Annotated in this window: 12 protein-coding genes; 3 read left to right on the top strand and 9 right to left on the bottom strand. The window is 49.8% G+C overall.

The features are described 5' to 3' along the window. Window positions 1-75: 75 nt before the first annotated feature. A complete protein-coding gene (locus K6T23_RS02850; RefSeq protein ID WP_238283553.1) occupies window positions 76-924 on the top strand; it encodes a MurR/RpiR family transcriptional regulator in 849 nt (282 codons plus the stop codon). Between the two features lie 1,071 nt (window positions 925-1,995). Here K6T23_RS02850 and K6T23_RS02845 read toward each other — a convergent pair. The 7 genes from K6T23_RS02845 to K6T23_RS02815 form a co-directional block, all read right to left on the bottom strand. After that, the gene (locus tag K6T23_RS02845) at window positions 1,996-3,702 is read right to left on the bottom strand and encodes an adenine deaminase C-terminal domain-containing protein (protein ID WP_238283552.1); all 1,707 of its coding nucleotides are present in this window, start codon (window positions 3,700-3,702) and stop codon (window positions 1,996-1,998) included. A 16-nt stretch (window positions 3,703-3,718) separates the two neighbouring features. Beyond that, window positions 3,719-4,771, bottom strand: a complete 1,053-nt coding sequence (locus tag K6T23_RS02840) for an ABC transporter ATP-binding protein (RefSeq protein ID WP_238283551.1) — start codon at window positions 4,769-4,771, stop codon at window positions 3,719-3,721. Between the two features lie 15 nt (window positions 4,772-4,786). Beyond that, window positions 4,787-5,572, bottom strand: coding sequence for an ABC transporter permease (locus K6T23_RS02835; protein WP_420493489.1), 786 nt, complete (start codon window positions 5,570-5,572; stop codon window positions 4,787-4,789). A 6-nt stretch (window positions 5,573-5,578) separates the two neighbouring features. Continuing rightward, a complete protein-coding gene (locus K6T23_RS02830; RefSeq protein ID WP_238283549.1) occupies window positions 5,579-6,400 on the bottom strand; it encodes an ABC transporter permease in 822 nt (273 codons plus the stop codon). A gap of 26 nt (window positions 6,401-6,426) precedes the next feature. After that, a complete protein-coding gene (locus K6T23_RS02825; RefSeq protein ID WP_056532825.1) occupies window positions 6,427-7,356 on the bottom strand; it encodes a nucleoside hydrolase in 930 nt (309 codons plus the stop codon). A 17-nt stretch (window positions 7,357-7,373) separates the two neighbouring features. Beyond that, window positions 7,374-8,417 carry an ABC transporter substrate-binding protein gene (locus tag K6T23_RS02820; RefSeq protein ID WP_238283548.1) on the bottom strand — a complete coding sequence of 348 codons (1,044 nt, stop codon included), beginning with the start codon at window positions 8,415-8,417 and terminating at the stop codon, window positions 7,374-7,376. A gap of 176 nt (window positions 8,418-8,593) precedes the next feature. Next, entirely contained in the window at window positions 8,594-8,929 is a 336-nt protein-coding gene (locus K6T23_RS02815; protein WP_056532820.1) for a hypothetical protein, read from the bottom strand. Between the two features lie 198 nt (window positions 8,930-9,127). Here K6T23_RS02815 and K6T23_RS02810 point away from each other — a divergent pair, with 198 nt between their 5' ends. Next, window positions 9,128-9,286, top strand: coding sequence for a hypothetical protein (locus tag K6T23_RS02810; protein WP_156183299.1), 159 nt, complete (start codon window positions 9,128-9,130; stop codon window positions 9,284-9,286). A 19-nt stretch (window positions 9,287-9,305) separates the two neighbouring features. On the opposite strand, the gene K6T23_RS02805 is transcribed toward K6T23_RS02810, so the two are convergent. Further along, the gene (locus K6T23_RS02805; RefSeq protein WP_238283547.1) at window positions 9,306-11,546 is read right to left on the bottom strand and encodes a UvrD-helicase domain-containing protein; all 2,241 of its coding nucleotides are present in this window, start codon (window positions 11,544-11,546) and stop codon (window positions 9,306-9,308) included. 252 nt (window positions 11,547-11,798) lie between these two features. Between K6T23_RS02805 and K6T23_RS02800 the strand changes: the two genes are divergently transcribed. Next, window positions 11,799-12,038: a hypothetical protein gene (locus K6T23_RS02800; RefSeq protein WP_235563412.1), complete on the top strand. Its 240-nt coding sequence runs from the start codon at window positions 11,799-11,801 to the stop codon at window positions 12,036-12,038. Window positions 12,039-12,093: 55 nt separating this feature from the next. On the opposite strand, the gene K6T23_RS02795 is transcribed toward K6T23_RS02800, so the two are convergent. After that, the gene (locus tag K6T23_RS02795; protein WP_238283546.1) at window positions 12,094-12,870 is read right to left on the bottom strand and encodes a methyltransferase domain-containing protein; all 777 of its coding nucleotides are present in this window, start codon (window positions 12,868-12,870) and stop codon (window positions 12,094-12,096) included. Window positions 12,871-13,374: the final 504 nt, after the last annotated feature.

Raw genomic sequence — 13,374 nt, 5'->3', positions numbered from 1 at the left:
TTACAGAATTTATTTTTATTTCCACCAAAAACTAGTATACTAATAGAAGGAAAACCCTTACAGGAGTGTGATTCAATGAGCCAAGACCACCAGCACTGCCTCGCCAGGATCCGTGCACATTACCCCCAATTCAGCACTACCGAAAAAAAGATTGCCGACTTCATCCTGAAGAGACCGGAAGAAACCATCCATTCTTCCATTAACGGACTATCAGATCGCTTAGGTGTTGCCGACTCGACCGTGTTCCGCTTTTGTAAACGCGTAGGGTTCAAAGGATTCCAAGCCATGAAGATTGCCCTGGCATCCGAGATCATGAAGGATTCTTCCCACGATCGGCTCGACGAGGGGGATACCCCGACTTCCATCGCTTCAAAGGTATTCCGCTCAAACTGCAAGACGATTGAAGACACACTTGTGATACTCGATGAAGAGGATCTGATGAAAGCAGTACAAGCCATGGAAACGGCACGCTCCATCGAATTCTTCGGCAGCGGCGGATCAGGCATCGTGGCCCTTGACGGCTACCACAAATTCATCCGCACCGGGTTGAAAGTGCATGCGACCCTCGACTCCCACATCCAGCTCATGGCCGCATCGCAAATGACCGATGAAGACTGTGCGATCTTCGTCTCCCATTCAGGAAGCACAAAGGATATTCTCCATATACTGGACATCGTCAAGAGCACCGGAGCCACCACCATCGGGATCACGAACTTTGCCAAGTCCCCTTTGAGCCAGCAGGTGGACATCCCCCTCTTCACCGTATCAGAGGAAACCGACTACCGGAACGAAGCACTCTCATCCCGGATCGCCCAGCTCACCCTGATCGATACCCTTTATGCCAACCTCCTGCAGATACGCGAAACCAGGGGGCAGGAATCCATCAGAAAAATGCAGGAAGCCATTAAGAGTAAAAGAGGATGACTCCATAACACCCTATTTTTAAGGGATCTAATCTTCCTTTACTAGAAAGCAAGGGAGATAAAGACCGTTTCTTTCCGCTGCAGGCGCTTGCTTTCCTGCGGGGAGGGCGTCGAGCCTCCTTTTCCGATGGAGTCAAGCGCCTTCCGCTTCAACCACTCTTTGATTCTGATGGTGGGGAAGGCTATTACTCTGTTGGTAATGTGGAAGGGATGAATCTATCTGTTCTTCCATGTTAGTTGCTCACCCTCTCCTTCCCCCTATACAGCCACCACACCACTTCTCCCGTTCAGACGTCATTCCCCATTAACTAGCTCTTTCTGCAGAAAGCCTTTCACTCACTTGTGGATAACTAACTATGTGGATAACATAATTTCCTCCCAAGGAGACTTATCCACAATCTATTACAACGAAAAATTAGGATGCCTTTTTCGATGTACCTCAAATCCCTTCACATATCTACACATAAAAGAAAGGGGAAGGTGTCCAGAACCCATCACCCCTCCCCACCAAAAGTGCAGTGCAGCGGAGGCCGACCGACTCCTAAGGGAATAGAGTGAAGGGTGAGACCCCGCAGGCACGAGGAGGCTCACCTCACTCCCCTAGGAAAGCGGTCCGCCGCAGCGAAACGAAACGTCCCATCTATGGCCTACCACCCACAAAACAGAAGGGGGAGGATGATGTCCAGAACCCATCAACCCATCACCACCAATAGTGCAGTGCAGCGAAGGCCGACCGACTCCTAAGGGAATAGAGTGAAGGGTGAGACCCCGCAGGCACGAGGAGGCTCACCTCACTCCCCTAGGAAAGCGGTCCGCCGCAGCGAAACGAAACGTCCCATCTATACTCAAATACCCACAAAACAGATGGGGGGTGGTATCCAGGACCCTTTACCCCTCCCCACCAAAAGTGCATTGCAACGAAGGCCGACCGACTCCTAAGGGAATAGAGTGAAGGGTGAGACCCCGCAGGCACGAGGAGGCTCACCTCACTCCCCTAGGAAAGCGGTCGGTCGCAGCGAAACGAAACGTCCCATCTATGGACAAAAAAAAGAGCAGGCACCAAGCCCGCTCCTCAATCCACAATCAACGGAACCACACGGCCCCCATTCACATCAATCAACCCGCGATCCGTAATCTTCAACGCCGGACTCACAGGCAGCGACAGCGTACTCAGCGACATGATCACATTATAATGCTCATACCCCATCGCCTTAAGCGAAGCCGTCACCTGCCCCACCTGCTCCGACACACACTCAAGCTTATCCTCGGACAAAATCCCGCCGACCGGCAGCTCAAGCATCGACAAAATCTCGCCACCATCCACACAGCACACACCGCCTTGCTTCCGGATCACTTCATTCGCCGCCAGCAACATATCCTCTGGACTATGCCCCACAACAAGCAGATTGTGATTATCATGTGAATAAGTCGTCGCAAACGCCCCGCTCTTGATGATATCACCCGCAATCAACCCATGTGCCCGGCTGTCTGTCCCGTATCTCGAAAACGTCGCGATCTGCGCAAGACCGCTTCCTTCCCACTGCAGACGTCCTTCGCTGGACTTCACGGACCGGTGGACTTCCTCGGTGAAGGTCGACCCGTTCTTCACCTGGATCACCCTGCACGTATAAGCTCCGTCAGCTTTCCCGCTCTCCATTGTAAAATCGTCCAAACTCAATTCAGCCAGATCGACACTTTTATAGAAGGGTTCAGGGAAAGCCTGAATCGGTTCTGCCTGAATATACGATTGATTCACATCAAAGACCCTGCGGCCCGCTTTATACACCTCATTGATTTCAAACGTCTCGAGATCGGAAACCAACAGAAAGTCTGCCACCTTCGAAGGCGCGATGCTTCCCCGATCATACATACGCATCCTCTGAGCTGGAGTGTAGGTACACGCATAAATGGCCATCTCAGGAGTCATACCCATGGCGATCGCCTTCTTCAGCAGGACATTCAAGTGACCCCTCTCCGTAAAGGAATCCGCCATCACATCATCGGTGATGAAGCAAAAGAGCTCATCCACCGGCTGGCTGATCAGGTATTCCATCACCTCGGGCGTCATGGACTTTTCCTGGATTTCAACGAACATACCAGCCGCCATTCGCTGCTCCATCCCCTCCACTGTCTGGTGGGTGTGATCGGAATGGACGCCGGCGAACGCAACCTGTTGAAGCTCGAGGTCCAGCAGCTTCGGCACGTGTCCCTCAATGATCAACTCCGGGTGCTCGCGGTTCATATGGTCAAGGATGGCATTCGTCTTGCTCGGTGCTTCCGTGATGATTTCATAGAAGTTCATGATTTCTCCCAGGCACTTGATCCGTTCCGTCCGAAGAAGCTCATCGATTTCCCCGATGCCGATGTCCCCTCCCGTCGTTTCCATGGAAGTGGCCGGGACAGAGCTCGGAATGGAATAGAACATGTCCACTTCGCACGCTTCACTGGCGCGGATCATTTCCTTCACACCGGACAGGCCGAATACATTGGCCATCTCATGGGGTTCGGGCACGATGGTCGTGACCCCGTTCCGTATCAGTCCATATGAGAATGTAGCGGGTGTCACCATGGTGCTTTCTATATGAAGATGGATATCGATCAGACCCGGGACCATGTAGGAACCGTCCCCCGCCAAGACGTGGGACGCTTCGAAATACTCCGCTCCCCGGTCCCCGATATAGAAGAACTTTCCGTCTTTGATGGCCACGTTCCCTTTTGTGAATCGTTTAAAATAACTGTTGTAGACGCGAACGTCCGTTACCAGAATATCGACTTTCATACTTTCCCTCCTAAAGCTATTCCACCACAACCATCTGATCCTGAGGTATTTCAAGCGAGACCTTTTCTCCCGCACGGTAAGGCAGTGCTGTTTCTTTATTCACGGTGAAATCGCCAAGGGCTGTTTCCACGACGAATTGGAAGCTGCGTCCAAGGTAGGTCGAGATCTTCACGATGCCGGGAATGATGTTCATCCCTTCCTTCGTTCCTTCATGGAGCAAGAGGTTGTCCGGTCGAATGGCACCGATCTTTCCTGATCTGCTCATTTGCGGGTGCCTGGTCAAGACAAAATCATGACCTGAAACAGATAGCCGGATTTTGTCCTCTGCATCCTGCCGCTCCTCAAACTCGATGAAGTTCTTAAAGCCGATGAAATCAGCAATGAATCTCGTTTTAGGATATTGATAAATGGTCGTCGGCTCATCTAGCTGTTCAATGACCCCTTTGTTCATGATGGCTACCTTATCGGAAATGGAAAAACACTCCTCCTGATCATGGGATACGTAAACCGTTGTAATCCCCAGCTCCTGCTGAATCCGGCGGATTTCCACCCTCATGTTCACTCTCAGGTTGGCATCGAGGTTGCTGAGTGGTTCATCGAATAACAGGATTTCCGGTTCGATGACCAAGGCCCGCGCAATCGCGACCCGCTGTTTTTGTCCGCCTGACAGCTCTTTCGGGAATCGTTGTTCATAGCCTGCAAGATCGACGACCTTTAGTACTCTCTGTACCTTTTTCTCTATCTCTCCTTTTCCAAGCTTCCTCAGACGGAGTCCGAATGCCACATTATCAAAGATTGATAAATGGGGGAAAAGGGCGTAGTTCTGAAATACAAAACCAAAATTTCGCTTGTTCACTGGAACCTTCGTGTAATCTTTACCGTTCAGAAGGAATTTCCCCTTGTTCGCTTTCAGGAATCCTGCAATCAATCGGAGCGTGGTCGTTTTCCCGCATCCACTCGGTCCAAGCAGGGAAACGAGCTGACCCTTCTCGATTTCAAGATTGAAGTTCTCCAGGATCGTTTGCTTATTATAGGAAACAGATACATCGTCCAAACTAAATAATGCCAATGGAGTGGCCCCCTTTTATCGTTTAGTGAAATAAGATAGTCCCATCAGTCTTTCAACCATGAACATGAAGAATGCCGTGATGACCATGAGGAGGACGGAGATCGCCGCGATGGTCGGATCGAAATAGTTCTCCACATATGTGAGCATTTGGATCGGGAACGTAGAGATGCCCGGTCCGGTCATGAATACGGATATGTCGACGTTATTGAAGGATTCCAGGAAGGCGATCATGACCGCTGCCAGGATCCCTGACTTGATGTTCGGCAGGACGACGATGAAAAACGTCTTGACCTTGCTCGCTCCCAGGCTCTCTGCAGCCTCTTCGATGGAAAAATCAAAGTTTGATAGACTCGATGAAATGACCCTGATGATGAAAGGAAGCATGATGATGGTATGACCAATGAAAAGCGCTGTATAAATTGGAAGCTGATAGGTCCCGACGATATAGCGCAGGAATGAAAAACCAAGCACGATCCCCGGTATGAGGATCGGGGAAATGAACACGGCATCGAGCAGTTTCTTCCCTTTGAAGTCGAATCGACTCAGGGCATACGCCGCCGGGATGCCAAGGACAAGGGCGAATAGATTCCCCATGAGTGAGACAATAATGGATGTCTTAAAAGTGGAAATGAACATTTGCACGTCGAATATATTCAAATACCACTTAAATGAAAGGTGTTCCGGAGGGAACTTCAAAACGCTCCCACCTTCAAAGGACGTCACCGATATGATCAGTAAAGGTCCTAATAAGAATAGAAATACTAGGAATGTGAAAAATGCCAATCCTCGATTCATCTGCATCAACCTCTACCCCTTCGGATTTAATTTACGTGCTAATGCATTCATGCAGGCAATCACGGCAAACGTGATGACAATCATGATGGTGGCGACAATGGAGGCCACCTGCCAGTCATTGAGCGTGATGGCGTTCTGATACATGAAAGTGGAGATGACCCGCTGTTTGCCCCCCAACAGGGCAGGTGTGGTGTACGCCGTGAAGCTGCCCACAAAGACGAGGATACTCCCGATGACAAGCCCCGGTACACAGAGGGGAAGAACGACCTTCAGGAAAACAATGGCCTTTGATGCCCCCAGGCTTTCGGCTGCTTCCAGAAGATCATGCTGGATGTTCTCCATGACCCCCACCAGGGAAACGATGAGTAAGGGAAGAAATAAATGAACCAACCCGATGATGATGGCCGTTGGGGTATAAAGGATATCGAGAGGTTCGTGAATGATGCCCATCCCAAGGAGCATCTTATTCAACAATCCATTTCGTCCGATAATGATCATCCAGCTGAACGATCGGACAACCGAACTCGTCAGCAATGGGAAGATCGTGAGAAGAAGAAGGACTGCCTTCATTCTTCCCCCGAGCTTTGAGATATAATAAGCTGCCGGAAACCCTAGGATGATGCAGATCAACGTCGTCAGCAGGCTGACCCGCAGCGTGGTGAATAGAATATCAAGGAAATACCGATCCTTCAGGAACGTTAGGTACCCGTCTAAGGTGATTCCGCTTCCGTCGGTAAACGTCGTCCCGATCGTGAGGACGATGGGAATAATCATGAATACCGTCAAAAACAGGATGCCTGGCAGCATCAATAGATACATATAACGCGTCTTCATACTCAAAAACCCCTGTCTCCAATAGATTAAGATGAAACGATGGAATGGAATAATCGTAGGAAAGCCGCTTCATCGACCTCCGTACAGACGGATAGATTCCTGTCTTGCTCCAACCTGTTCTGGAAGTCACATACGAGTTGGCCATCACATAGCTCGCTCCTCGTTTCCACATCGACGTAGAAATCCTCGGTCTTGACGAGACTTTGGTCGATGGCAACCGCTACCGCAAGCGGATCGTGCATGGCACAACCGTCCACACCGTTCCGTTTGAAATATCGTTTACGGTATTGGGCCGTGCTATTATCGATATACTGACGGATCACGGGATTTTCAATCGCTTGGATATGGTCTTCCTTCAGGATTGCGTGTCTGGTGACATCAAGCCCCACCTGGGTGATATCGTTGAAGCCAGCGTGAAGCACAATCTTCACAGCCTCCGGATCGACCACCATATTGAACTCGGCCGTCGGCGTGACATTCCCCGGTCCTTTGACCACACCGCCCATGAAAATGACTTCTTTCACGTAGTGGACAATCTGTGGGCATTTCTTAATCGCCAATGCCAGATTGGTCAGTGGACCCGTCATGACAAGTGTGACCTCATGAGGGAAATTCAGAATTGAATTAATGATGAAATCAGGAGCAAATCCTTCCTCTGCAGGTCTTGATGGAGCGATGTCTTTCAATTCCCCACCAAGTCCGTCTTCCCCGTGGACCCCATGTTCGAAGAAATGGGGCCTGATCAAAGGGGCGTCGGCCCCTTTGATGACAGACAGATTGGTTTCCCCGAGGAGATCCAACACCTTCAGCGTATTGTCCGTTGCTTGATCCAGGGACACGTTTCCATTCACCGTTGTGATTCCAAGAAGATCGAACTCCCTGCTTTTCACTGCCAGGATGATGCCGATCGCATCATCTATGCCGGTATCCACATCAAGTATCAGTTTACGCTTCATGCCATCCACTCCCATTGTTAGTTTGCCAGTTCACGGTTCCAGCGATCGATCCACTGCTTGGAATTCTGATTCACAAATTCCATATCCAGCGTATTCAATCCTTCTACAACCTCTTCCCCGTACGTCAACCCCTCTGCTTCTTCCTCAGATAGCTTCACTTCGGTATTGACAGGGGAATCGACCTTGGCCTTCGCTGACTTCTCTTGTACTTCTTTGCTCAATATATAATCGATGAACTTTTCAGCCATCTCTTTATTCTTCGAATCTTTTACGACGTTCACCGTATTCATGACGGCATATCCGCCTTTTTCAGGTGAAACGAATGTGGCACTCGGTACGGCCTTTTTCAAATCGGCGAAATACATTTCCATGATCGGTCCAGCCACGATCTCTCCCTGAGAGAACATATTGACGAATTCCGATGTTTGGCCGTATTCTTTCACCACATTTGGCAGGATGTCTTTCATTTGACTGAATGCTTGGTCTTCATTGAATGTGCCAGCCCCACTGACTTTCGATGCTGCATCAAGCATCATCGGACCGCTTGTGGAGGTGATCCCCGGAATGGTAATGGATGCCTTCAGGTCATTGCCCCATAAATCATCCCAATCCTTGATCGGTTGTTTCACTTCATCCGCATTATAGGCGATCCCGAACTGACCGATCGTATAAGCGGGACCATAGTCTTCTCCAAGAGGAGCTTTGGCTACATCATAGATGGAATCAAGATTTTCTAGCTTTGAATGATCAATCTTCGCAAACAGTCCATCATCGATCCCCTGTTGCGCATAGTAATCTGATAGGAAGATGACGTCCACATCCCCGCGGCCTTGGCGGACCTTATTCAAACGATCTGCGTTGTTGCCCGTGTCGAGGACGATTTCTACATTGTTCTCTTCTTCAAACGGCTTATACACTTCTTTATCGAAGAAGTCTTCAGCAAATCCCCATGTGGAGATGACGAGCTTCTTGGAATCCTTCTTACTGCCTGAACCATTACCACTGCATGCTCCCAGTAGGAAAAGCGACGCAACGGTGAGAATGACGATGAACTTTTTCATTTTCTTGACCCCCTGATGATTGTTTTTTAGTGAATAGCATATAAAAAAAGACAATCCTAAATAGAATAAAAGCATTCTACTCAAGATTGTCTTTTCTTTGTAAACAAAGATGAAACAAATCCAGAAGATTAAACGGCATCCCTTCAAGATGAATCAAGTCGGGACGTCCAGGTATTCTATTTGACGATGATGTTTGTGAAAGCGATCTGGGTGAAGGAATCGTAATCCCGGAGGACCGCCTCAATGTCCCATCCGATCTCTTTCAGCTTTTCTTTGAGCTTCTTCTTGAACAGGATCGACATGTGAAAGTCGACTTCAAGCTTCAGATGGGGCGCTTCCCCTTCGAGAGCCTGTGATCTGGGTGCGCGGCGATGCTTCGCTTGAAACGTGATGATCTTTTCTTCGATCTTCACCTTCAGTAGTGTCGTCCCGAAACCGAATAGTTCCTTGGAGACGTCATTATACAAGTGGGAAAGAATCTTTTTCGTTTCATTCGCATCCTTCGTCATCATTTCACCCGCCAACAAAGTTGTTACTAGTTATTATACATTTTTTTAGTGAGTTGACAATAGAATATACGGATTTTTATCGAAATTTGTAGATTTTTATTAAAATAACGCTTCCATATACACCTAATCACGAACATTAAAAGGCATACAACCAACCATCCCCCTCATACACTACCCATATAGGCATCTGGGAGGGATGATATGAATATCGCCGTCACCATCGGATTCATTTTTATTTTAGGCATGATCCTTGGGTTTCTTATCTTTTTTCTCCGTAAGACGCTTCACGTGGAAGATGCAAGCAGGATCGACCCCCCTGTGGAAAACGAAGATGAATACACAAAGCCCGATTCCCATTAGGGAATCGGGCTTTTATGCGTTAGATCGTGACTTCTTTCCTTCCGGGCTTCATATCCCCCATACAGATCGGGCACTCCTTAGTCGAAGCGCTCTCGCCTGGGGCGATCCGTTGCCATGCAATGCACCTCGGCTGGGTGCAGATCCAGGCATCGATGGAAATATAGACTGAATCTTCCTTGGGCTTCTTCACAGGCGCCTTCACCGGCTCCGTTTTGAAAATATCACTGATAAACCGGGAACAAGGGCGGGTCTCCCCTTGATAATAGGCAGGGGATGATATGTAAAGACGCTCCTTAGCCCTCGTAATGGCTACATAGGCGAGCCGACGCTCCTCCTCGATGGCCTTCTCAAGCTTTTCGGACTTTTTCACATCCTTCAGGACCTTGTCCTCCAGATGATCTGCTTTCAAGGCAGAGGAGTGGGGGAGGTTCCCCTCGATGGCCCCGATCAGGAACACGACGGGAAATTCAAGTCCCTTGGAACGGTGGATGGTCATAAGAGACACGCTATCGGACTGTCTGTACTGATCAGAATAGACTTCTTCATACTTCTTTTTCATTTCATCAATGAACGCGATGAAGCTTGCGATCGTCTCGAAACGCTTTGCCGAACCCTCCAGCTCATCGAGCATTTCCTTGATCATTTCCTTCTGCTCCGTCACGATATTGGACTCTTTCGCATCCATATACCGATGGTAAAAGTCCCTCCTGATCCGTTTGATCGCCTGCTGAGGGGAGTGGTCACGGATCATCTTCAAGAACGAGATCCTTTCATTGATCGATTTCACCTGGAACGGTTTCAGCCCAGGGATCTTCGTGACGTGAAGGAGCGGATTCGGGCTCTGCTCCTTCGTCTCACCCTGCCGGATCTGGGTCATCCCCCTTTCCTTGTTGATGAAAAGGGTCGGAAGGATGGATTCCATCGCAGAGAAGTTCCTCGGTACGATGGCGAGTCGCAGATGATCCACGACGGGCTTCACCATCCAGTTATCATAGAAGAGGGAATCCTTTTGGTTGTATGGGGTGAACGGGATTTCCTTCAGCAGGAGTTCTTCGAATACAGCTCGGCCGCTGCTCATGGTCCGGTGCAGGATCGTCACGTCCTGATACTGATAGCCGCTTTCGACGAGGCGCTTGATCTCTTCAGCGATCCACTGTGCTTCCTCATCGACGGTCGACGGCCTGGAATAGAGAGGCTTTTCCGCCTCAGGCTTCGTCGCAATCAACGTTTTGTCCCGGCGCTGTCCATTGCGGCCGATCACTTCATTGCCGAGACCGATGATGGAAGCATCGGAGCGGTAATTCTCTTGAAGGGTGACGACTTTAGAATCGGGAAACTCTTCATCAAAGTCGAGGATGAACTCATTCCTGGCTCCGTTGAAGGAGTAGATCGTCTGGTCATCATCCCCCACCACGAAAAGATTCCCATGCGCTGCGATCAATTTGACCAGCTCGTACTGCACAAGGTTTGTATCCTGGAACTCATCGACCATCACATAGCGGAAACGATGCTGCAGCGTCTGAAGGAGATTCGGATTCATCATGAGGAGTTCATGTGCCTCCGTGAGGATATCATCGAAGTCCATCTTATGGTTCATCCGTTTCCACTCCTCATATTTGAGGAGGATGCTCCGTGTTTCTTTTTCGGTTTTCGTCTCCTCTGGAAGCTCACGCAAATCGAATTTGTTCAATTTGTAATGAGAAAGCTTGGCAAGGAGCGTCTCTGCATCATAGGGATTCTGGATGTTCATCCCGCGCTGGATCTGCTTCAACAGGATCTGTTTGTATCGCTCATTCCCGATGACTTCCTGCGTGTACTGTCTGGAGCGCAGAAGATGAAGGAAGAGGGCATGGAATGTACTGGCGTGCACCCGGTGTCCGCCTTCAGTCCCCGGAAGACGGGTGATCCGCTGCTTCATCTCATCGGCAGCCTTCTTCGTGAAGGTCACCAGCAGGATATGCTGGGGTTCGATTCCCTTCACCGTCATCAGATAGCCGGTCCTGCTCACCAGGACAGTCGTCTTACCCGTCCCTGCACCAGCAAGGGTCAGGCACGGCCCTTCCCCGTGACGGACGGCTTCGATCTGCGCCTGATTCAACTGAATCCCCGCGCTCTCTAATATTCTAAAATAATATGAATCTTCCTCATCAGGTGCCACAAGAGCCTCCGACGTCTGCCCGTTTTGTAACGGGGCAACGGGAATCTCTTTCTTATCGGCATCGAATGGGTAGATGGAATAGTGGGTCAATACGTTATTCAAAGCTCATTCTCCTAGCTTACCTGGCGATTCGTAACCAACTAATCATAACAATGATGAAACCGTCATGGCAATGACCAATCAGCCCCTTAAACGGTTGTTTAACGAATGACCCTATACTATAATAAGCATTTGCTCCCCCAACCAAACGTTTGTTTAACCCCCTCGTCCTCTCTCAACAATGGAATCCTCCATGTAACTGTCTTCCCTACGTTAATCCTCCCTTCAGAAAGGGAATAAGAAAACGGGTGATACATGATGAACATAACCAAATGGGGATACACTCGCTTCCGAAGCATCAAAGCTGAATTCGACCTGTTCCCACACTCTCTGGTCATACTCAGGAAAATACGATCCTACTATTTTGTTTACAACGTCCGCTGGTCTCCCCTCGATCCCGTCGTCGAGACCCACCACCTCGAAGAAATGGAACGGCTCGTCAACCGGGAAATGGACCTTGAGGATCAGTATTTAAAGCGACGGTCTGAATACTGATGTCCATACTGTGATACCCCGACACGGAGCGTCGGGGTATCGGGGCGTGCACCGATTATTTTTTTGCTGTGAAGAACAGTCGTTTAAAGCGAAACATGATTTCGCCGTTGACTTGTCTGGAATATTGCCCCTTAATCCCCTCAAGGATCTCCCGCTGAAAGGCTTGTTTTTTCGCTTCATCCGCCTCAAGGGCCTTCAAAAAGGGAAGGAGCTTCGTCCCCTTAACCCATTCCAGGATTTCCTCATGCTCCTTCATCCTATGATAATAGGAAGTTTCCCACACAGAAAATACGTCTGTAAGCCCCGACAGGATATCTACGTAATCCCCGACTGGCAGCTTATTCGTCTGAGAGAATTCCTTCTCCGTAAACCCCCATTTCGGATCACGGATCACTTCGTTGATCACCCGGAAAGCAGGAGACCCCTCATTGATCGGCATCTGCACAGCAAGCGTCCCCCCATCGTTCAGCAATTGGAACATCTCCCCCAGCAACTTCCCATGATCGGGAATCCATTGGATCACGGCGTTTGAGAAGACAATATCATACCCACGATCCAATGACGGCAGGTCTTTGGACGCATCACACAAATCAAACCGCATACGGGGATATGCCTGCCTCGCTGCCTCAATCATCGCAATAGAAGAATCAATTCCATACACATCTGCATCCGGATAGCGGAGATGCAACCGCTCCGTCCCGTTACCCGGCCCACAGCCAATATCAAGCACCCGGCGGGGATCCACATGATCGATCCGCCCAATCAAATCAATCGACGGCTGTGTCCGTTCATCTCCAAACATCAAATACTGAGAAGCATTCCACTCATTCATCCTCACCCCTCCATTTTCCACATCCTACCACCACTATAACAAACCCCCCCTCCCCTAACCATTCACCGTTTTGGATCAGACCACATAAGAAAAACCGATCATCGATACCAACCACCACGTCACTAAAAAGCAGGGTGAAGCAAAAGTGATAACCCTCTTCACCGCATAGTGCAGTGCAGCGGAGGGTGGACGACTCCTGCGGAAAGGCGGGCGGATGAGACCCCGCAGGCACGAGGAGGCTCATCGCTCGCCCCGCGGAAAGCGGCCACCCGTAGCGAAACGGAACGAACCCATCACCCCACATCCCACTCAAAAAAGGGGAGTTAAATGGTTATTTACCAAAATGCAGGGTGAATTGTTGGACCATTCCCTTCCACCCCATCATCACCGCATCGTGCAGTGCAGCGAAGGGTGGTCGACTCCTGCGGATAGGCGGGCAGATGAGACCCCGCAGGCACGAGGAGGCTCATCGCTCGCCCCGCGGAAAGCGGCCACCCGTAGAGA

The sequence above is a fragment of the Rossellomorea marisflavi genome (genome assembly GCF_022170785.1).
GTDB classification, from domain to species: Bacteria; Bacillota; Bacilli; order Bacillales; family Bacillaceae_B; genus Rossellomorea; species Rossellomorea marisflavi_B.
The sequence above is the reverse complement of the archived record's forward strand: the minus strand, read 5'-3'. Positions and strand labels throughout refer to the sequence as shown.

Bases quoted from the DNA above. Each gene is read 5' to 3' on its own strand.
- K6T23_RS02850 (WP_238283553.1), top strand. From the start codon at position 76: ATGAGCCAAGACCACCAGCACTGCCTCGCCAGGATCCGTGCACATTAC.
- K6T23_RS02845 (WP_238283552.1), bottom strand. From the start codon at position 3,702: ATGAAAGTCGATATTCTGGTAACGGACGTTCGCGTCTACAACAGTTAT.
- K6T23_RS02835 (WP_420493489.1), bottom strand. From the start codon at position 5,572: ATGCAGATGAATCGAGGATTGGCATTTTTCACATTCCTAGTATTTCTA.
- K6T23_RS02830 (WP_238283549.1), bottom strand. From the start codon at position 6,400: ATGAAGACGCGTTATATGTATCTATTGATGCTGCCAGGCATCCTGTTT.
- K6T23_RS02825 (WP_056532825.1), bottom strand. From the start codon at position 7,356: ATGAAGCGTAAACTGATACTTGATGTGGATACCGGCATAGATGATGCG.
- K6T23_RS02820 (WP_238283548.1), bottom strand. From the start codon at position 8,417: ATGAAAAAGTTCATCGTCATTCTCACCGTTGCGTCGCTTTTCCTACTG.
- K6T23_RS02815 (WP_056532820.1), bottom strand. From the start codon at position 8,929: ATGATGACGAAGGATGCGAATGAAACGAAAAAGATTCTTTCCCACTTG.
- K6T23_RS02810 (WP_156183299.1), top strand. From the start codon at position 9,128: ATGAATATCGCCGTCACCATCGGATTCATTTTTATTTTAGGCATGATC.
- K6T23_RS02800 (WP_235563412.1), top strand. From the start codon at position 11,799: ATGATGAACATAACCAAATGGGGATACACTCGCTTCCGAAGCATCAAA.
- K6T23_RS02795 (WP_238283546.1), bottom strand. From the start codon at position 12,870: ATGAATGAGTGGAATGCTTCTCAGTATTTGATGTTTGGAGATGAACGG.